This is a genomic window from Streptomyces sp. NPDC087215 (genome assembly GCF_044744885.1).
Taxonomy (GTDB): domain Bacteria; phylum Actinomycetota; class Actinomycetes; order Streptomycetales; family Streptomycetaceae; genus Streptomyces.
The window spans coordinates 165,087-183,915 of record NZ_JBIUZD010000003.1 but is presented as its reverse complement, the minus strand read 5'-3'; the positions used below and the strand labels follow the sequence as shown (position 1 = coordinate 183,915).

Below are 18,829 nucleotides of genomic sequence, written 5' to 3'. Positions count from 1 at the left end.
CCCACGCCCCCGGTCCCCGACCTTGACACGGCAAGGGAATCTGACGGACAGTCAGAAATCTCAGTCGTCCCACGGGAGGCCGTCTCCGTGCACCTCGCCCCGACCGGGCGGCAGCTGCGGCTGCGCGCCGAACTCCGCGCGTACTTCCGGGACCTGATGCCCGAAGGACCGCCCCCCGCCACCGACATCGACGCCCAGCGCCGGCTGCTCCGCCGGATCGGTGCGGACGGCCGTCTCGGGCTCGGCTGGCCCGAGGAGTACGGGGGCCGGGGCCGGGGTCCCGACGAGCAGTTCGTCTTCTTCGACGAGGCCTACCGAGCGGGCGCACCCGTCTCCATGGTCACCCTGAACACCGTCGGCCCCACCCTGATGGCCTACGGGACCGAGGCGCAGAAGAGCCACTTCCTGCCCCGCATCCTGCGCGGCGAGATCGTCTTCGCCATCGGCTACAGCGAGCCCGAGGCCGGTACCGACCTCGCCTCCCTCCGGACCCGGGCGGTCCGCGACGGGGACTCCTGGCGGATCGACGGCCAGAAGATCTTCACCTCCAACGCCCAGAACGCGGACTGGATCTGGCTCGCCTGCCGTACGGACCCCGACGCGCCCCCGCACCGGGGCATCTCCATCGTCCTCGTCCCCACCGACGCGCCCGGCTTCTCCTGGACCCCGATCACGACCGTGGGCGGACTGACCACCACCGCCACCTACTACGACGGGATACGCGTCCCCGCCGGGAACCTCGTCGGGCCCGAGCACGGCGGCTGGGGGCTGATCACCAACCAGCTCAACCACGAGCGGGTCGCGCTCGCCGCGATCGGTATGCAGGCCGAGGACTTCTTCGCCGCCGCGCTCGACCGCGCCCGGATCCCCGACCCGGCGACCGGCCGCCGCCGGATCGACGAACCGTGGGTACGGCTGCGCGCCGCCGAGGCGCACGCCCGGCTGGCCGCGACCCGGCTGCTCAACTGGCGTCTGGTGGGCGATGTCGGCGCGGGCCGCCTCGCCCCGGGGGACGCGAGCGGAGTGAAGTTCGCGGGGACGGAGTCGGCGGTCGAGGTCTACCGGATCTGCCAGGAGATCGCGGGCGGCGCGGGCACGGTCCGGGCGGGCTCGCCGGGAGCGCTCGACGGCGGCGAACTGGAGCGGATGAACCGGGCCGCGCAGATCAACACCTTCGGAGGAGGCGTGAGCGAGGTGCAGCGCGAGATCGTCGCGATGATGCGGCTCGGCATGAAGGGGAGGAGCCGCCGGTGACCCGGGAGACGGAACGGGACCCCGACCCCCTCCACCCCCTCCTCCTGGCGTTCGAGGGGCGGGCCGCCGCCGTCGGCGTGACCGGGAAGGACCCCGTCAACCTGCCCATGATCAGGCACTGGTGCGAGGCCGTGGGGGACGAGCACCCCGCCTACCGGGGCCCCGGGGCCGTCGCGCCGCCGACCATGCTCCAGGCCTGGACGATGGGCGGGCTCTCCGGGCACACCAGGCTCTCCGATCACACCGAGCACACCGGACACACCGAGCACACCGGACACACCGGGCTCTCCGGGCGCACCGGCCGCTCCGGGCACACCGGCCGGGCGTCGGCCCACGACGAGCTGTTCGCGCTCCTCGACGGCGCCGGGTGCACCTCGGTCGTCGCGACCGACTGCGAGCAGGAGTACCTGCGCCCGCTGCGGCCCGGCGACGACATCACCTTCGACACGGTCATCGAGTCCGTGTCCGGGCGCAAGACGACGAAGCTCGGGACCGGTTACTTCGTCACCACCAGGACCGATGTGCGCGCCGCCGGAGAACTCGCGGGCACCCACCGCTTCCGCATCCTCAAGTACGCGCCCGCCGCCCGGCCCCCCGAACCGGAGCCGAAGCCCCGGCGGCCCCGCCCCGTGATCAACCGGGACAACGCCGGTTTCTGGGCGGGCGTGGCCGAGCACCGGCTCCTCGTCCAGCGCTGCGGCGGCTGCGCGGCCCTCCGCCTGCCCTGGCTGCCCGGCTGCGCCGACTGCGGCTCGCGGGAGTGGGACACGGTCGAGGCGAGCGGCGCGGGGACGGTCTTCTCGTACGTGGTGATGCACCACCCGTCGTTCCCGGCCTTCGATCCGCCGTACGCGGTCGGTCTGATCGAACTCGCCGAAGGGGTACGGATCATCAGCAACGTGGTGGGGGTGCCCCACGACGAGGTGCGGATCGGGATGCCGGTGCGGCTGGAGTTCCTGCGGGTCGACGAGGACCTGGAACTGCCCGTCTTCCGCCCGGAAACGGAAACGGAAGCGGGCTCGGACGTGGGCGCGGACACGGGCGCGGACGCGGAAGGGGAGCGCTGACATGGACTTCACCCCCGGCGAGGAGCAGTCGGCCGTACGGGAGCTCGCCGCCCGTATCTTCACCGACCTCGCCACCCACGAACGGCTCAGGGCGGCGGGCACCGGCACGGACGCCGAGCTGTGGAAGGCGCTGTGTGCCGCCGGGCTCCCGGCCGCCGTCGAGGAGACCGGGCTGCTGGGCCTGGTCCTGCTCCTGGAGGAGCAGGGGCGGGTGACGGCCCAGGTGCCGCTGGCCGTGACCTGCGCGTACGGGATCCTCGCGATCGCCCGGCACGGCACCGGGGCACAGCGCGCCCGGCTGCTGCCCGGACTGCGCGACGGTACGACGGTGGTGACGGGCGCGTTCCCGGCGCCCGGCACGGTCACGGCCCGCGCCGGGAGCCCGGCCGGTCCGCTGGTCGCGGAGCACGACGGGCCGCCCGGCGGAGGGCCTCGACATCGCCGGAACGGGCCCGAGGGTCCGCTCGGCCGGGACCTGGGAGGACGGCCCGACGGGTCCCCCGGCGCGCGGCGGCCCGACGAAGGGCCCCACGGACTCCCCGACGAAGGCGCCCGCGAACTCCCCGACACGCATCCGCATCCGCACGCGCACGCGCACCCGCACGCGCTGCTCGACGGCACCGTGCCGTGGGTCCCCTGGCTCGGGGACGCCACCCACGTCCTCGTACCGGACCGGGAGCACGCCCTGTGGCTGGTCCGCGTCGAGGACGCGGCCGGGACCGAACCCGTCGAGCTCACCGCGCCCTGGTCGGCGGGGCGGCTCGTCCTCGAAGGGGCCCCGGGGGAGCGGCTCGGCGGCCCCGGCGCGTACGCGGACGTGCTCGCCGCCGCGCGGACCGCGTTCGCCGGGCTCCAGGCGGGCGTCTGCGCCGGATCGCTGGCCAGGGCCGTCGAGCACACCTCCGTACGGGAGCAGTTCGGCCGCCCGCTCTCCACCCGGCAGGCCGTCCAACTACGGGCCGCCGACGCGTACATGGACACCGAGGCCATCCGGGTCACCGCCTACGAGGCCGCCTGGCGCTTCGACGAGGGCCTGGCCGCTTCCGGGGCGGCCCTCACCGCCGCCTGGTGGGCCTCCGAGGCGGGGAAGAGGGTCGTGCACGCCGGGCAGCACCTGCACGGCGGCACCGGCGCGGACCTCGACCACCCCGTCCACCGGCACTTCCTGTGGGGCCGGCAGCTCGACGCGTACCTGGGCTGCGGCACCGAACTCCTCGCCGAACTCGGCGACCTGCTCGCGGAAGGAGAGCCGTCGTGAAACCCGGGGACGAACTGGAGCCGCTGACGGTGCCGATCACCCGCACCCTGATCGTCGCCGGGGCCGTGGCCTCCCGCGACTACCAGGACGTGCACCACGACGCCGAACTGGCCCGGGAGAAGGGCTCCCCGGACATCTTCATGAACATCCTCACGACCAACGGCCTCGTCGGGCGGTACGTCACCGACCGCCTCGGCCCCCGCGCGGTCCTCTGCAAGGTCGCCATCCGCCTCGGCGCCCCCAACTACCCCGGCGACACCATGGTCCTCACCGGCACCGTGGTGGAGGTGGACGGGGACACCGCCCGGGTCAGGATCACCGGGGCCAACGGGCTCGGGCACCACGTCACCGGCACCGTCACCGTGGAGGTGCCGGAATGAGCGTCCGCCACCGGGACGGGCTCGGCGGGCGGGCGGCCGTCGTCGGCATCGGGGCCACCGAGTTCTCCAAGGACTCGGGCCGCAGCGAGCTGTCCCTCGCCGTCGAGGCGGTCGGCGCGGCCCTCGCCGACGCCGGGCTCACCCCCGCCGACGTCGACGGCCTGGTCACCTTCACCATGGACACCAACCCCGAGATCACCGTCGCCCAGGCGTCCGGCATCGGCGAGCTGTCCTTCTTCTCCCGCGTCCACTACGGCGGCGGGGCCGCCTGCGCCACCGTCCAGCAGGCCGCGCTCGCCGTCGCCACCGGGATCGCCGAGGTCGTCGTCTGCTACCGCGCGTTCAACGAGCGCTCCGGGCGCCGCTTCGGCTCCGGCGTCCAGCGGCGGGAGCCCTCCGCCGAGGGCGCCGCACTGGGCTGGCAGCTGCCGTTCGGGCTGCTCACCCCGGCCTCCTGGGTCGCCATGGCCGCCCAACGGTACTTGTACGCCTACGGGTTGACCCCGGAGGTGTTCGGTCACGTCGCCGTCACGGACCGGCGGCACGCGGCCCGCAACCCCGCCGCGTACTTCCACGGCAAGCCGATCACCCTCGCCGACCACGCGGCCTCCCGCTGGATCGCCGAACCGCTGCGGCTCCTGGACTGCTGCCAGGAGACCGACGGCGGGCAGGCGGTCGTCGTGACCTCCGTGGAGCGCGCCCGTGACCTGCCGAACCCGCCCGCCGTGATCCTCGCGGCGGCACAGGGCGCCGGACGCAAGCAGGAGGCGATGACCAGCTTCCACCGGGACGGTCTCACCGGGCTGCCGGAGATGGGCGTGGTCGCCCGGCAGCTCTGGCGGACGTCCGGGCTCGCCCCCTCCGACATCGACGTGGGCATCCTCTACGACCACTTCACCCCGTTCGTGCTGATGCAGCTGGAGGAGTTCGGCTTCTGCGGGCCCGGCGAGGCGGCCGGGTTCGTCGCGGCGGACGCGCTGCCCCTGAACACCCACGGGGGGCAGCTCGGGGAGGCGTACCTGCACGGCATGAACGGCATCGCGGAGGCGGTGCGGCAACTGCGCGGGACCTCGGTGAACCAGGTGCCGGGGGCGGCCCGGAGCCTCGTGACGGCCGGTACGGGCGTTCCTACGTCCGGGTTGATCCTGGGCACGGACGGCTGAGGCGAAGGCCTCCGGAGTGGCCGGGCGGCGGCGGGGGTCCTTTTACTCGCGCCATGGACAACGAGCCGCCCCGCACCGTGAACGCCGACCCGACCCGGGCCCCGGGCCCCGACGAGCCCCGCCGGACCCGGGGCGCCGGTCCGGCCCGCACCGGGCACGCCGACGTGCCCCGCACCGGGAACCCCGACCCGGCCCGCGTCTCCGCCCCCGCCCCGACCGGAGTCCCGGAGCCCGGCGCGCCACCGCCCGACCGCGCCCGGCCCCCGACATCCCCTGAGCCCCCGGCGCCCACGCGACCGCCGTCCGGCCGTCCGGCGTCCTCCCGCGTGCGGGCCCTCGCCGCCGCGCTCGTGACCGTCCTGGCGGGGGCGGCGCTGCTCTCCGGACCCGCCCCGGCCTCCGCCGTACGGGAAGGGGCGGGGTCCGGTCCGGCCCGGCCCCCGGTCGTCCCCCCGGTGTACGACGCCCGAGCCGCACTCGCGCCCCCGGCGCACGGGACACCCGCCTCCCCCGTCCGGGGCGCGGTCGCCGCCGACCACTTCACCGGGCGTGCCTTCGACACCTGCGAGGCGCCGCCCCTCGCCACGATGAGGGCCTGGCAGGACTCCCCCTACGGGGCCGTCGGCATCTACTTCGGGGGCAGGGGCCGGGGCTGCCCCGGCCAGCGGGAGCTGGACCGGACGTGGGTCACCGAGGTCCACACCATGGGCTGGCGGCTGCTGCCGATCTTCGTGGGCTCCCAGGCGCCGTGCGTGCTCTCCGCCGCCAAGCGGCCCTTCGCCCTCGGCTCCGACCCCTGGGGCCAGGGCACCCGGGAGGCGGGCGACGCGGTGCGGGCCGCGCGGGCCCTGGGCCTGGACGCGGGCAGCCCGCTGTACCTCGACATCGAGTCGTACCGCTCCGGCGACGCCCACTGCGCCGCGACCACCCTCTCCTTCGTACGGGCCTGGAACCGGGAGGTCCGGCGGCTCGGCCATCTGGCCGGGTTCTACAGCAGCGCCGACTCGGGCGTACGCGACATCGAGGCGCAGCGGCGGGCGGGCACGGCCGACCTGCCGGACGTGATCTGGTTCGCGCGCTGGCGGGGCGGGCCCGCGCTGTACACGGAGAACGTCCTGGACCCGCACGCGTGGCCGCACGCGCGGATCCACCAGTACGAGGGCGATGTGGCGGAGACGTACGGCGGGCACCGGCTCGTCATCGACCGGGACGAGGTGGACGCGCCCGTCGCCCGGATCACCCCGGCCGCGCGTCTGACGGTCCGGGAGCACCGGGCCGACCCCGTCCCGGACCGTGTGCACGCGGACCCCGGGACCGGTCCGGAGCGTGAGCACACGGAGTCCGTCCCCGTCCCGGACCGTGGATCAGGTGGAGACCGGTCCCGGCCGTCCCCATGAGGGGGCCGTCCCCGGCCGTGCTCGCAGGGGGACCGTCCCCGGCCGTGCTCGCGGGGGAGCCGGTCCCGGCCGTCCCCGCGGGCGGGCCGATTCCGGCCGGGTCAGGGAGCACCGGGGGTCCGGACCCGGTCCGGACCCCGAAAGGGCCCCGGCCTCCCCCCCCGGGGCCCCGTCCCGCCGGGGTCCGACCCTGACGCGGCCCCTACGGCTCTCCACCCAGAGGAGGTGGAGCCTTCCCCACCCCTACAACCTGAGGCGGACGACGGTTCGGGACCTGGGGCCGATCCGCCGGAGGCTCCTCCCCTCCTAGCGTGGAGCCATGACTCCGCCACCTTCTGGCCCCGTCTGCGCCGGTGCCTCGCAGTACGCGTCGTACCCGACCTTCTCCTCGTACGTCAGGGCGCGCGGGCCCGTGCTGCTGCGCACCGCGCGCTCCCTGACGGCGAACCCGTGCGACGCCGAGGACCTGCTCCAGACGGCGCTCGCCAAGACCTTCGTCGCCTGGGAGCGCATCGAGGACCACCGCGCCCTGGACGGCTATGTGCGCCGGGCGCTCCTGAACACGCGCACCTCGCAGTGGCGCAAGCGCAAGGTCGACGAGTTCGCCTGCGAGGAGCTGCCCGAGCCCACCGGGCTGCCCGAACCGGACCCGGCCGAGCGGCAGGCACTGCACGACGCGATGTGGCGCGCGGTCCTGAAGCTCCCGGAGCGCCAGCGGCAGATGGTCGTCCTCAGGTACTACGAGGACCTGAGCGAGGCGCAGACGGCCGAGGTGCTCGGGGTGTCGGTCGGGACGGTGAAGAGCGCGGTGTCGCGGGCGCTCGGCAAGCTCCGCGAGGACCCCGAGCTGGCTCCCGTACGGTAGCGCTCCCGCTGCTGCCAGTGATCACTGGCAATTTCCGTACTCCCGGGTAGTGACATACCGCGCGGTACGTGCGCAGAATCTGCACACCCCTACTGCCACGTAGCGCCCACCGGGAGGACGCCCCGTGTACAGCACCATGCAGGACGTACCGCTGACCGTGAGCCGCATCCTCAAGCACGGGATGACGATCCACGGGAAGTCCACCATCACCACCTGGACGGGTGAGCCCGAACCGCAGCGCCGCACGTTCGCGGAGGCCGGAGCGCGCGCCCATCAGCTGGCCAACGCCCTGCGGGACGAACTCGGCGTCACCGGCGACCAGCGGGTCGCCACCCTGATGTGGAACAACGCCGAGCACGTCGAGGCGTACTTCGCGATCCCCTCCATGGGCGCGGTCCTGCACACCCTGAACCTGCGTCTGCCCCCCGAACAGCTGGTGTGGATCGTCCACCACGCCGCCGACCGGGTCGTCCTCGTCAACGGCTCCCTGCTGCCCCTCCTGGCCCCGCTGCTGCCGCACCTGCCGACGGTCGAGCACGTCGTCGTCGCGGGTCCCGGCGACCGGTCGGTCCTGGACGGCGCCGCGCCGCGCGTCCACGACTACGAGGAGCTGATCGCGGGCCGCGCCACCACCTACGACTGGCCCGAGCTGGACGAGCGGACCGCCGCCGCCATGTGCTACACCTCCGGCACCACCGGCGACCCCAAGGGCGTGGTCTACTCCCACCGGTCGATCTATCTGCACTCCATGCAGGTCAACATGGCCGAGTCGATGGGCCTGACCGACCGGGACACCACCCTCGTGGTCGTCCCCCAGTTCCATGTGAACGCCTGGGGCCTGCCGCACGCCACCTTCATGACCGGCATCAACATGCTCATGCCGGATCGTTTCCTCCAGCCCGCCCCGCTCGCCGACATGATCGAACGGGAGCGCCCGACCCACGCGGCGGCCGTTCCCACCATCTGGCAGGGTCTGCTCGCCGAGGTCACCGCCCGCCCCCGCGACCTGTCCTCGATGGCCCAGGTCACCATCGGCGGCGCGGCCTGTCCGCCGTCCCTGATGGAGGCGTACGACCGGCTCGGCGTCCGGCTCTGCCACGCCTGGGGCATGACGGAGACCTCCCCGCTGGGCACGATGGCGCACCCGCCCGCCGGGCTCACCCCGGAGGAGGAGTGGCCCTACCGGGTCACCCAGGGCCGCTTCCCCACCGGCGTCGAGGCCCGGCTCGTCGGCCCCGGCGGCGACCACCTGCCCTGGGACGGCGAGTCGGCGGGTGAGCTGGAGGTGCGCGGGGCCTGGATCGCGGGCGCGTACTACAACGGCGTCGACGGCGAACCGCTGCGCCCCGAGGACAAGTTCAGCGCGGACGGCTGGCTCAAGACCGGTGACGTGGGCGTGATCGGTCCGGACGGTTTCCTCACCCTCACCGACCGCGCCAAGGACGTCATCAAGTCCGGCGGCGAATGGATATCCAGCGTCGAACTGGAGAACGCCCTGATGGCCCACCCGGCGGTGGCCGAAGCGGCCGTCGTCGCCGTCCCGGACGAGAAGTGGGGCGAGCGCCCGCTCGCGACCGTCGTCCTCAAGGAGGGCGCGAGCGCCGACTACGAGACGCTGCGGGCCTTCCTCGGTGCCGAGGGCGGCATCGCGAAGTGGCAGCTCCCGGAGCGCTGGGCGATCGTCCCGGCGGTACCGAAGACGAGCGTCGGTAAATTCGACAAGAAGGTCATCCGCAAGCAGTACGCGGACGGGGAACTGGACGTGACGGAGCTGTAGGCCGGGCGGCTGGATCTGGACCTGGACCTGGACCTGACCCGGGCCTACGCCAGGACCGGGGCACCGGGACCGGCCGTGGTCGGACGGACGCGGGGAGGGCTTCGTGGTGACGAAGCCCTCCCCGCGTCCGCGTCCGCACCGACGTCCGCGTCCGCGCAGACAACCCCGTCCGTGTCGGCGCCCGTGCCGATGCCCGCGTCCGCGTCCGCGGGAACGTCAGTTGGTGCCTATCTTCGCCAGCAGATCCACGATCCGGGCCTGTACCTCGGTGCTGTTCGAGCGCTCCGCGAGGAACAGCACCGTCTCGCCCGAGGACAGCCCCGGCAGCTCCTGCGCGGCGAGGTCGGCCGAGGTGTAGACGACCAGCGGGGTGCGGTTGAGCTGCCCGTTCGCCCGCAGCCAGTCGATGATCCCGGCCCGGCGGCGGCGCACCTGCATCAGGTCCATCACCACCAGGTTCGGCCGGGTCCGGGTGGCCAGGGTGACGGCATCGGTGTCCGAGGAGGCCCGCGCCACCTGCATCCCGCGCCGCTCCAGGGTGGCCGCGAGCGCCTCCGCGATGTCCTCGTTCTCCTCGATCAGCAGGACCCTGGACGGGTGCTGCTCGCTGTCGCGGGGCGCGAGCGCCTTGAGGAGCACGGCGGGATCGGCGCCGTACGCCGCCTCCCGGGTCGCCTGCCCGAGCCCGGCGGCGAGCAGCACCGGCACCTCGGCGGCGACGGCCGCCTGACGCAGCGACTGGAGCGCGGTACGGGTGATGGGGCCGGTCAGCGGGTCCACGAAGAGCGCGGCGGGGAAGGCGGCGATCTGCGCGTCGACCTCCTCGCGGGAGTGCACGATCACCGGCCGGTAGCCCCGGTCGCTCAGCGCCTGCTGGGTGGAGACGTCGGGCGCGGGCCAGACGAGCAGCCGCCGGGGGTTGTCCAGCGGCTCCGGCGGAAGTTCGTCGTCGACCGGGCGCGGCGCGGGCCGGTTGGCGACCTCGACGGCGCCACCGGGCCCGTCCAGCGGCTCGGGGCCCTCGGCGGAACCCTCGGCGGGCGCCCCTATGGCGTAGGAACGCCCCTCGGAGACCGGGGCGGCGGGCGCGAGCACCGAGGACTGCGGCCGGGCACCGCCGACGCCCGGGAGGGCCGCCGCAGGGACCGGCGGATCGACCTCCGGCGGAGTGGCGAGCCTGCGCCGCCGCCCCGAACCGTTGGAGGCGGGCGCCGGGGAGCCGGCAGCCGCCGGAACGGCTCCGGACGGCGGGGCGGACGGAGGTGCCACGGGTGCCGGGGGCGCCACGGGCCCGGCCGGGCGGACGGCGGGCCCGCCCTGCCCGAGCGCGCGGACGCTGAACGCACGTCCCTGCGCGGAGTCCTGCGGCATCGGCAGCTCGGGAGGCAGCGGTACGGAACCGGTGCCCGTCGCGGACCCGGCACCGTTCCCCGGCTCCTGGCCCGCATACGGCTCCGCCCGCTGGTACGGCTCCGGCAGCGGCAGCGCCACGGCCCGGTGGTGACCACCGGGCCCGGTCTCCTGCGGCTGGACGTGCGGATGCGGCTGCGGAGGTGTGTGGTCCGCGCCGGGGACCCCTCGTACGGCCTCGTGCCGCTCCTCGGCGGAGACCGGCGACGGACCGGCGAACGCGGCCCCGGGCCCCGGGGCGGGCACGGGACCGACCGGCCCGGGGTCCGGGGACGCGTGGGCGGTCCGCTCGGCTTCGGCGGGACGGCCGATGCCGGAGGGAGCATCGGCGTCGGACGGACGGCCGGTGTCGGCGGGCGGGAGCGCGAACGGCGTCCGGGGCCCCGCGTCGGCCGCCGCCGCCCGCTCCTGCGCGGCGGCGAGGGCACGGCGACGGCGCCCGCTCGGCTGAGGCTCGGACGGCTCGGACGCCACGGCGGGCAGCGCGAGGGCGGAAGCGGGAGCGTGGCCGGGCACGGCCGGGGGCTCCAGGGCGAGGCCGGACGGCCCCGGAGCCATGCCCTGCGGCTCCACCGGGACGCCCTGCGGCGGCACGGCGGCACCGAGCGCGGCCCTGCCCTGCGCGCCCTCGGCGGCGGTCACCACGGCGCCCTCGGCGGGCCGCCCGCGCCGCCGCCCGGTGGGCTCGGCGCCGGGGGGAGCGGTGTTCTGCTGGGCCGGGATCATCTCGGCGGTGTCGCCCGTACGGCCCCGGCGACGGCCACTGGGCCCGGCGGCGCCCTCGGACACGACCGGGCTCTCCAGGAAGGCGTCGGTGGAGCCGCGCCGGGCCCGTCGCCGCCCCCCGCCGGAGGCCTCGGCCCCGGGCGCCTCGGACGGATCGCCGACGAGCGCGACGGCACCGGGCGCCGGGCCCGGCACGGTGGCTGTCCCCGGGCCCGTACCCGTACCCGACAGCGCGTCAGGAGCGCTGGTCCCGGCGGAGATCCCCGGCCCGCCGGGGGCGGAGTCGCGGGCCGTGGGCCGCGGGACCGCCGGGGAGGCCTGCGCGGGCAGGGCGAGGGCCTCGCGCCGCCCCGGCCGCGGGCCGGTCCCGGAAGGTCCTGACGGCCCTGAGGGTCCTGACGGCGGAGTGACCGTGCCCCGGCCCGAGCCGAGCGGCACCTCCAGGACGTACGCGCCGCCGCTCGTCCCCGGCACCTCATGGGTCTGCACGACACCGCCGTGCAGAGCCACGATGCCCCGGACGACCGGCCCGTGGACCGGATCGCCACCCGCGTACGGACCGCGGACCTCGATGCGGACGACGTCACCGCGCTGCGCCGCCGCGACCACGATGGTGGAGTCGGCGGGGGCGGAACCCCCCGTGGCGGCCCGGCTCCGGCCGGTCGCGTCGACCCCGGCGACGTCCGCGACGAGGTGCGCGAGCGCCGTCCCGAGCCGGACGGCGTCCACCTCGGCCTCGATCGGCGGCGCGTGCACGGCGAACTGGGCCCGGCCGGGCCCGATCAGCTCCACGGCCCTGTCGATGCCCGCCGTCACGACCCCGTCGAGGAGCACGACGTGCTTGTCCAGCTTCTCCGCGCCCGCGTCGAGCCGCTGGTAGCCGAGCACGTTGTCGACCAGCGAGGTCATCCGCGCGTACCCGGCGGCCAGATGGTGCAGGACCTGGTTGGCCTCGGGCCAGAGCTGCCCGGCGTCGTCGGCGGCGAGGGTCCCGAGCTGGGTGCGCAGCTCCTCCAGGGGCCCGCGCAGCGAATGCGCGAGGACGGCCGTCAGCTGCTCGTGCCGGGCCGCGAGGGACGCGTACCGCTCCTGCTGCGCCTCCCGCTCGGCGGCGGCGCGCTCGGCCCGGTCGGCGAGTTCGGCGGTGTGCTCCTCGACGAGCTGCTCGTACGGCCTGCGGTCGGTGAAGGTCATGACGGCGCCGACGAGCTGGTCGCCGTCGCGCACCGGGGCGGTCGTCAGGTCGACCGGCACCCGGTCGCCCTTCTTCGCCCACAGGACCTGCCCCCGCACCCGGTGCTTGCGCCCCGACTTGAGGGTGTCCGCGAGCGGCGACTCCTCGTACGGGAAGGGATCGCCGTCCGACCGCTTGGCCAGGATCAGCGGGTGCAGCTCCTGGCCGCCCAGCTCGCCCGCGCGGTAGCCGAGGATCTGCGCGGCGGCGGGGTTGACCAGCACGACCCGGCCGTCGGTGTCGGTGCCGACGACACCCTCGGAGGCGGCCCGCAGGATCATCTCGGTCTGCCGCTGCGAACGGGCCAGTTCGGCCTCGGTGTCGAGGGTGCCGGTGAGATCGCGGACGACCAGCATGAGCAGCTCGTCGCCGGTGTAGCCGCCGTACGAGTCGTAGGCCTCCCGGCCGTCCTCCAGGCTGGCGCTGGTCACTTCGGCGGGGAACTCGCTGCCGTCGGTGCGCCGGGCGACCATCCGGGCGGGCCTGGTACGGCCCTGCTCGTCGGCGGCCTCGGGCAGGCGCATCGAACCGGGGATGAGCCGCGAGTCGAAGGCGGGCAGCAGGTCGAGCAGCCCGCGCCCGACGAGCGCGGTGCCCGGCGTCTCGAACATGCCGAGGGCGATGGTGTTGGCGTTGACGACCGTGCCGTTGCAGTTGACGAGCACCAGGCCGTCGGGGAGGGCGTCGAGTATGGCTGCGAGGCGAGCAGCGCCTCGGGATGGCCTGCTGCTCACGACGACGCTTCCTCCCTGACGCACTGCTACGTGCTTGCCGATCGACCGGCCGGCCCCATCTTGCCCCTCGGGCCGCGGCCTGTCACTGAGGGGAGTCTAAGGGAGCCCGGGAGCGGGCCTTCTGACACGGCCCCCTGATCCCCGCTCGTCCCCCGCTCGTCCCCCGCCCATCCTCCCGCTCATCCCCGCACGAGCGGAAGGACCGGCTCCAGCTTCTCCCAGCGGTCGATCTCGCAGCCGTTGGCGCGGGAGAACCGGGCGTCGACGCTACGGCCCTGCCACGTACCGGTGATGTGCGCGAGGGCGGGACCGCCGTACACCTGGGTGCAGATCTGGTCCGCGGGCACCTCCTTGAACGGGTTCGCGCCCTCTTCGGCGAGGCGTCCGAGGCGCGCACAGGCGTCCTCGCGGGCCGGGTGGTTCCCGTCGGCCCGGTCGTCGCAGGTGAGGTCGAAGGTGCCGTCGGCGCTCGGGTTCCCGCTCTGGGAGACGGTCACGGTCAGCGAGTCCGGCGCGGAGAACAGCGGCAGCGGAGGCAGCGGACCGAGCACGGAGGTCCCGGCGGCGGTGGTGGCGAGAGTGGCGAGGGTGGCGAAGCTGCGCAGCATGGCGGTCTCCAGGGACGAGGGGTGCGGCGTGGACGACGGGCGCGGGGCGCACGCGTGCCCGCCCCGTCTAACGCTCCGGGGGCCGGGGCGTTGCGCAACCGGGGTGCGCCGGGCGGGCGCCGGGCGGGCGCCACGAGGGCGCCACGAGAGGCTCGCGGGGCTTTGCCCTCGACCCCGGAGGACTAGTACGGTGAGAATCGATTGGTGGCGCACGGTTCGCCTGTGTCATCATCTGCACGCACCGCACGCGTCAGCGCGCGATGCATGGAGGCGTCGCCTAGTCCGGTCTATGGCGCCGCACTGCTAATGCGGTTTGGGTCTTAAAGCCCATCGAGGGTTCAAATCCCTCCGCCTCCGCCCCACCCGAAGCCCCGGCCCCACCAGGCCGGGGCTTCGCTCGTTCCCAGCCGTTTCCCGTCCGGTTCCGGCCCCTCGGACCCCCGCGCCACGCCGTCTCACCCCTCGGCGAACCTCGACGTTTTCGCAGCTCACAAGGGGTGCACCCAATGGATTTCACATGACGGCGGCAGTCATGTAATGTTCTTCCTGTCGCCGCGAACGGGCCGAAAGGCCGGAGAGCAAAGACAGAAAACAGAACAAGCACTCGTAGCTTAACGGATAGAGCATCTGACTACGGATCAGAAGGTTGCAGGTTCGAATCCTGCCGAGTGCACACAGGTGAGAGGCCCGGACGAGAGTCCGGGCCTCTTGCGTTATCCGGGGGCTGGGTCGCTGTCCTTCGGTCAGGTGATGGTGGGCCGGTGTCCGGTGGCGGGGGTACGCCACCGCCTCCTCGTGGCCTCCGTGGTCCGTAACCGCCCGGCGGTCTGCCTCGGGGGCCGTGATCGGCCGGTCTCACGGGCCCGTCGATGCCTCCGGGGGTGTGTGGGAGGGGTCCCGGGAGCGGAGGGCCAGGAGGTAGCCCGCCTGGAAGCGGCTCTCGGCGCCCAGTTCCTCCATCAGCTGGGCGATGTGGCGGCGGCAGGTGCGCAGGGACATGCCCAGTCTGCGGGCGATCTGTTCGTCCTTCGCGCCGGTGACCAGACGGGCCGCGATCGTGTCCCGCAGCTGGATCGACGTCGTCGTCGTGTACGAGGTCGAGAACGGCTCCGCCAGGTTCCAGGCGTGGGTGAAGACCGAACAGAGGAACGCGACCGCCGACGGCTCGCGCAGGACGACGGCCGCGTCCGGGTCGTCCCAGACCGGCAGGAACGCCAGCGCCCGGTCGAACACGACCATCTTGCCGAAGAGTTCGCCCAGCGTCCGGACCTCCGCGCCCGCCTCGATCACCGCCGCCACGTACTCCTGAGTCCCGGGGCTGTAGCGGGCCGTGTGCTGGTAGAGCGTGTGCAGCCGCACCCCCCGGCGCAGCATCTCCAGGTCCCGGGGCAGCGCCCGCTCCAGGTGTCCCACCGGGCGTCCGCCGCCGGGCTGGACGGTGAGCACCTCCTTCGTGCAGCGGGCCGCCGCGTCGGCGATCAGGAGCATCACCCGGTCCCGTGACGACACCGTCTCGACCGCCGCCGAGTCCCCGCCGCCCCGCCGGGCGTCCTCGTACAGCGGCGCGAGGGAGTCGAGCCGTGCCCGCGCGCGTTCCAGGGCCTCCAGCCGGCGGCGCAGTCTGCTCTCCTCCGGGCCGACGAGTTCGGCGGCGGCCGCGTACGGGCTGATGGCGTGCCAGGGGCCCTCCGGCTCCTCCTTCGCGTGGGTGAGGAGGCGGTGGCGGGCCAGTACCGCGGCCGCCTCCCCCGTCCGCTCCGGCGACAGACCGAGGGCGCCCGCCAGGGCGGTCAGCGGCGCGGGACCGTGGCGCAGCAGGTGGGAGTAGAGCCCCACCGTCGTGGTGTCGAAGCCGTCCGTGAGGGTGAAGTCCTCGGGCGACGGTTTCGGAGAGGGAGAGGGAGAGGGAGAGGGAGAGGGGGAGGGGGAGGGGGAGGGGGAAGAGGAAGGGGGCTGGGGCGGAGGTGTGGCCGTGCCCGTGCCCGTGGTCGGGGATGGGGCCGTGGTCGGGTCTGGAGCCGGGGCCGGGGCCGTGCTCCTCGACCCGTTCTTCTTCCCGGGGTCCGTCCGCTCCGTGTCCTTTTGCTGTCGGCCCGGCCGTCGTCCGGGTGGATTCGGGGATTCCGGGGCCGGGGGCCCGCTGTCAGGGCCGTCCAGGGCATCGCTTTCCATCGGTTTGGTCATGTTTACCCCCCTCTCTTTGGTGCCAGGCACGTTGATGACGCCTCGACGCTCTGGTCCCGCCATTCTTTCCGGGCGATTCTTGAATCACCGAAGAGGGAAACCCCGGGAAACCGGAACCAGACCAGGGAGAACACGATGAAGCTCATGCGATTCATGTGCGCCGCCGCTCTGACGGTGAGCATGGTCGGCGCCGGTGCCGGCGCCGTGTCCTCCGCTCTGGGTTCCGCCGGGGAATCCGGTCGGATCTCCGCCCAGGCCGTCGAGAAATGCAAGAACAAGCCCGACGACACCGAGTGGAGCAGCCCCGCCACCACCTGCCCGAAAGTCCTCACGTGACCAATGGAACAACCGGGGTCCACCGCTCGCGCCGGATCTCACGCCCCCCGTACACCCCGGGCGGGAGCCGCCTCGTCGCCTCGTGCGGCAGCGGTACGGCAGCCACAGGAAGGTCCCTGCGGCTGGCGGCGCTCCTGGGGATCGGGGCCGGATTCGCCCTGGCCCTCGCGGTCGGGCGGCTGACGGACCGCAGGACTTCCGAGGCCCCCCGGCCCGGCCGTCCCCGTCGCTCGTCCCCCGACGACGTACTCGATCACCTCACCACCTCCTGGTGACGTGGCATCCCGGTTTCCCGGACGGCACCATGGTTCCGCGAATTGCCCGAAGCTCGATATTCGCTTCCCATCATCGGGGTCTGCCGCATCGATCGGCATGACCGAAAGGGCACTCCTCGCTGCCCGAAAGAACATTCTTCCTTCTGGCGAATCCCGTCCGTCTGAAATTCGTCCGGGATCTGTCCGAAGTTCGTCAGAAATTCGTTCGAATCCACTCCACGAGAACACCGAGAGAAAGAGAATCCGAGATGAAGAACCGTAAGCGCGCCGCCCTCACCGTCATCAGCGCCGTCGTCGCCGCCGGTGTCCTGCTGCCCTCGACCGCCTCGTACGCCGCCTCCGTGTCCGCCGCCCCCGCCCCGGCCTCGTACGCCGCTCCCGGTCCGGTCGTGAACACGGCGGGGCTCAAGGGGCAGCTCGCCCCGCCGAAGACGCAGGGCTTCGCGGTCGCCGTCGAGGTCATCGTCGCGGTCATCGGTCTCGCGGAGAAGGTCTACAACATCACCGTGGCCGCCCTGGAGAAGAAGCAGAACCGCGAGGGCTACGTGAAGTCCCTGATGGAGGGCGCCTTCTACGACGCCGGCCAGCGCTACAACGTCATGGTCATCAACAACGCCAACTCCATCTCGACGAACCTCCACGGTGTGCAGTTCGACGCCCGGATCAAGAGCGACTACGGCACCTACCGGGTCATCGTGTTCGAGTCCGGCACCTTCACCAACCACGGCGACGGCGGCTGGATCAACTGGGCCTTCAGGGGCTGGTTCGACCGCAACGGCAACAACGTGACCTTCCACCGGTCCTGGTGACCCGGCATCACCCCGAGCTCTCCTCCCTCCCCTCCCCGTTCCTCCTCCGCACCTCACCCTTTCCTTTCATTCGAACAGGAGTTCGCATCATGCGCCGTATGACCTCTCTCGCCGGTGTCACCCTCGCCTCCCTCGCCATGACCGCCGTCGCCGCGCTGCCGGCCCAGGCCGCCGACAAGGGGCCCGAGAAGGCCCGCACCTCGACCTCCGCCCCCGCCGCGGCGCAGGCGGCCCAGCCCGGCGAGATGAACGCCCTCGGCATCGCCCCGATCGTCACGATGCACGGCGACGCCCCGTACAAGGCGGCCGTCGAGAGCGCGATCAAGAGCATCAACACCGACGACCGCGGCACCTTCGTCCAGCAGGCGGTCGACAAGGTCTTCGACGCGGCGGGCGGGCAGTACAACGTGATGGTCTTCAACCTGAGCCAGGGGTACGAGGACAGCCTCGGCAGCGTCAAGCTCTACGCCAACGTCAAGTTCGGCAGCGTCTACTACGGCGTCTGGATCTTCGGCGCGGGCGGCACCTTCAAGAACACCGGTGACGGCGGCTGGATCAACTGGGGCTTCAAGGGCTGGTTCAACCGCAACGGCGGCACCGTGACCTTCTGATCCGACCCGATCTGAAACCGCGATCAGGTCAGATCTGATCAGGTCCGACCCGACCCGACCCGACCCGACCCGAACTGAACCGACTCGCAAGCGCACGCCAGGGCTCGTCCCGGGACCCCGTCCTCCATCAGGAGGCCGGGGTCGCTCGGCGTTCCGGCACGTTTTCGGGCGAATCGGCCGTTCCGGCACGCGGTCCGGCCGATCTCTTGCCCTCATACCGGTTCGGATCGGATGATCGTTCTTTCTCACCATATGGGGGTAGGGACATGGCACTCTTCGGAAACGCGCACGCGATCGACCCGGCGCAGGCGCAGCAGGACTACGCGCGGCTGCTCGGGCCGGGGGAGCAGGTGCACGCCGCGTACCTGCTGATCCGCGACACCATCTTCTTCACCGACCGGCGGCTCGTGCTGGTCGACAAGCAGGGCATCACCGGCAAGAAGGTCGAGTACCACTCGATCCCGTACCGGAGCATCACGCACTTCGCGGTCGAGACCGCCGGCACCTTCGACCTGGACGCCGAGCTGAAGATCTGGATCTCGGGCAGCCAGCTGCCCGTGCAGAAGACCTTCACCAAGGGCGTCGACATCTACGAGGTGCAGGCGATCCTCACGCAGTTCGTCGCCAGGTAGGGCCCTGACGGTGGGGAGGCCTCCCGGGAATCCTCGGGAGGCCTCCCCTTTTGGGTGAACCTGTCTGATTTGAATGTCAGTTGAATATGCCCTCGGCCTACCTTGCGTG

General features: G+C 73.3%; 16 protein-coding genes and 2 tRNA genes. 15 read left to right on the top strand and 3 right to left on the bottom strand.

The window, feature by feature from the left end; all coding sequences use genetic code 11:
- Positions 1 to 87 precede the first annotated feature (87 nt).
- From ACIO92_RS10320 to ACIO92_RS10285, 8 genes are all read left to right on the top strand, one after another.
- Positions 88 to 1,254 carry an acyl-CoA dehydrogenase family protein gene (locus ACIO92_RS10320; protein WP_366445355.1) on the top strand — a complete coding sequence of 389 codons (1,167 nt, stop codon included), beginning with the start codon at positions 88 to 90 and terminating at the stop codon, positions 1,252 to 1,254.
- Entirely contained in the window at positions 1,251 to 2,321 is a 1,071-nt protein-coding gene (locus ACIO92_RS10315) for a bifunctional MaoC family dehydratase N-terminal/OB-fold nucleic acid binding domain-containing protein (protein ID WP_402280192.1), read from the top strand. Before ACIO92_RS10320 ends, ACIO92_RS10315 begins: the two co-directional genes overlap by 4 nt.
- A gap of 1 nt (position 2,322) precedes the next feature.
- The gene (locus ACIO92_RS10310; RefSeq protein WP_402280194.1) at positions 2,323 to 3,579 is read left to right on the top strand and encodes an acyl-CoA dehydrogenase family protein; all 1,257 of its coding nucleotides are present in this window, start codon (positions 2,323 to 2,325) and stop codon (positions 3,577 to 3,579) included.
- Positions 3,576 to 3,959, top strand: a complete 384-nt coding sequence (locus tag ACIO92_RS10305; protein ID WP_402280196.1) for a MaoC family dehydratase — start codon at positions 3,576 to 3,578, stop codon at positions 3,957 to 3,959. The genes ACIO92_RS10310 and ACIO92_RS10305 overlap by 4 nt, the downstream gene beginning before the upstream one ends.
- Positions 3,956 to 5,122, top strand: coding sequence for a lipid-transfer protein (locus ACIO92_RS10300; RefSeq protein WP_402280198.1), 1,167 nt, complete (start codon positions 3,956 to 3,958; stop codon positions 5,120 to 5,122). The genes ACIO92_RS10305 and ACIO92_RS10300 overlap by 4 nt, the downstream gene beginning before the upstream one ends.
- A 53-nt stretch (positions 5,123 to 5,175) precedes the next feature.
- The gene (locus tag ACIO92_RS10295; protein ID WP_402280200.1) at positions 5,176 to 6,519 is read left to right on the top strand and encodes a DUF1906 domain-containing protein; all 1,344 of its coding nucleotides are present in this window, start codon (positions 5,176 to 5,178) and stop codon (positions 6,517 to 6,519) included.
- A 319-nt stretch (positions 6,520 to 6,838) separates the two neighbouring features.
- On the top strand, positions 6,839 to 7,384 hold the full coding sequence (locus tag ACIO92_RS10290) for a SigE family RNA polymerase sigma factor (protein ID WP_366445361.1): 546 nt from the start codon (positions 6,839 to 6,841) through the stop codon (positions 7,382 to 7,384).
- A gap of 124 nt (positions 7,385 to 7,508) precedes the next feature.
- Positions 7,509 to 9,161 (top strand): long-chain fatty acid--CoA ligase, encoded by a 1,653-nt coding sequence (locus ACIO92_RS10285; protein WP_366445362.1) that lies wholly within the window; start codon positions 7,509 to 7,511, stop codon positions 9,159 to 9,161.
- A gap of 216 nt (positions 9,162 to 9,377) precedes the next feature.
- Here ACIO92_RS10285 and ACIO92_RS10280 read toward each other — a convergent pair whose 3' ends face one another.
- Both ACIO92_RS10280 and ACIO92_RS10275 read right to left on the bottom strand, forming a co-directional pair.
- Positions 9,378 to 13,265 carry a PAS domain-containing protein gene (locus ACIO92_RS10280; RefSeq protein WP_402280203.1) on the bottom strand — a complete coding sequence of 1,296 codons (3,888 nt, stop codon included), beginning with the start codon at positions 13,263 to 13,265 and terminating at the stop codon, positions 9,378 to 9,380.
- Positions 13,266 to 13,444: 179 nt separating this feature from the next.
- Positions 13,445 to 13,873: an SSI family serine proteinase inhibitor gene (locus tag ACIO92_RS10275; protein ID WP_366445364.1), complete on the bottom strand. Its 429-nt coding sequence runs from the start codon at positions 13,871 to 13,873 to the stop codon at positions 13,445 to 13,447.
- Between the two features lie 266 nt (positions 13,874 to 14,139).
- On the opposite strand from ACIO92_RS10275, the gene ACIO92_RS10270 reads away from it, so the two are divergent.
- Positions 14,140 to 14,230: transfer RNA gene (locus tag ACIO92_RS10270), tRNA-Ser, on the top strand.
- Between the two features lie 243 nt (positions 14,231 to 14,473).
- Positions 14,474 to 14,546, top strand: a tRNA-Arg gene (locus ACIO92_RS10265).
- A gap of 182 nt (positions 14,547 to 14,728) precedes the next feature.
- On the opposite strand, the gene ACIO92_RS10260 is transcribed toward ACIO92_RS10265, so the two are convergent.
- A complete protein-coding gene (locus ACIO92_RS10260; RefSeq protein ID WP_366445365.1) occupies positions 14,729 to 15,709 on the bottom strand; it encodes a LuxR C-terminal-related transcriptional regulator in 981 nt (326 codons plus the stop codon).
- A 483-nt stretch (positions 15,710 to 16,192) separates the two neighbouring features.
- On the opposite strand from ACIO92_RS10260, the gene ACIO92_RS10255 reads away from it, so the two are divergent.
- The 5 genes from ACIO92_RS10255 (at position 16,193) to ACIO92_RS10235 (ending at position 18,720) form a co-directional block, all read left to right on the top strand.
- Positions 16,193 to 16,393: a hypothetical protein gene (locus ACIO92_RS10255; protein ID WP_366445366.1), complete on the top strand. Its 201-nt coding sequence runs from the start codon at positions 16,193 to 16,195 to the stop codon at positions 16,391 to 16,393.
- Positions 16,390 to 16,668, top strand: coding sequence for a hypothetical protein (locus ACIO92_RS10250; protein ID WP_366445367.1), 279 nt, complete (start codon positions 16,390 to 16,392; stop codon positions 16,666 to 16,668). The genes ACIO92_RS10255 and ACIO92_RS10250 overlap by 4 nt, the downstream gene beginning before the upstream one ends.
- A gap of 248 nt (positions 16,669 to 16,916) precedes the next feature.
- Positions 16,917 to 17,477: a stress protein gene (locus tag ACIO92_RS10245; protein ID WP_366445368.1), complete on the top strand. Its 561-nt coding sequence runs from the start codon at positions 16,917 to 16,919 to the stop codon at positions 17,475 to 17,477.
- A 98-nt stretch (positions 17,478 to 17,575) separates the two neighbouring features.
- Positions 17,576 to 18,088 (top strand): stress protein, encoded by a 513-nt coding sequence (locus ACIO92_RS10240; protein ID WP_366445369.1) that lies wholly within the window; start codon positions 17,576 to 17,578, stop codon positions 18,086 to 18,088.
- 266 nt (positions 18,089 to 18,354) lie between these two features.
- Positions 18,355 to 18,720 carry a PH domain-containing protein gene (locus ACIO92_RS10235; RefSeq protein WP_366445370.1) on the top strand — a complete coding sequence of 122 codons (366 nt, stop codon included), beginning with the start codon at positions 18,355 to 18,357 and terminating at the stop codon, positions 18,718 to 18,720.
- Positions 18,721 to 18,829: the final 109 nt, after the last annotated feature.

What these genes read in the sequence shown, in the direction of transcription:
- ACIO92_RS10310 (WP_402280194.1), top strand. Translation starts at nt 2,323, where the DNA reads ATGGACTTCACCCCCGGCGAGGAGCAGTCGGCCGTACGGGAGCTCGCC.
- ACIO92_RS10300 (WP_402280198.1), top strand. Translation starts at nt 3,956, where the DNA reads ATGAGCGTCCGCCACCGGGACGGGCTCGGCGGGCGGGCGGCCGTCGTC.
- ACIO92_RS10295 (WP_402280200.1), top strand. Translation starts at nt 5,176, where the DNA reads ATGGACAACGAGCCGCCCCGCACCGTGAACGCCGACCCGACCCGGGCC.
- ACIO92_RS10290 (WP_366445361.1), top strand. Translation starts at nt 6,839, where the DNA reads ATGACTCCGCCACCTTCTGGCCCCGTCTGCGCCGGTGCCTCGCAGTAC.
- ACIO92_RS10275 (WP_366445364.1), bottom strand. Translation starts at nt 13,873, where the DNA reads ATGCTGCGCAGCTTCGCCACCCTCGCCACTCTCGCCACCACCGCCGCC.
- ACIO92_RS10255 (WP_366445366.1), top strand. Translation starts at nt 16,193, where the DNA reads ATGAAGCTCATGCGATTCATGTGCGCCGCCGCTCTGACGGTGAGCATG.
- ACIO92_RS10245 (WP_366445368.1), top strand. Translation starts at nt 16,917, where the DNA reads ATGAAGAACCGTAAGCGCGCCGCCCTCACCGTCATCAGCGCCGTCGTC.
- ACIO92_RS10240 (WP_366445369.1), top strand. Translation starts at nt 17,576, where the DNA reads ATGACCTCTCTCGCCGGTGTCACCCTCGCCTCCCTCGCCATGACCGCC.
- ACIO92_RS10235 (WP_366445370.1), top strand. Translation starts at nt 18,355, where the DNA reads ATGGCACTCTTCGGAAACGCGCACGCGATCGACCCGGCGCAGGCGCAG.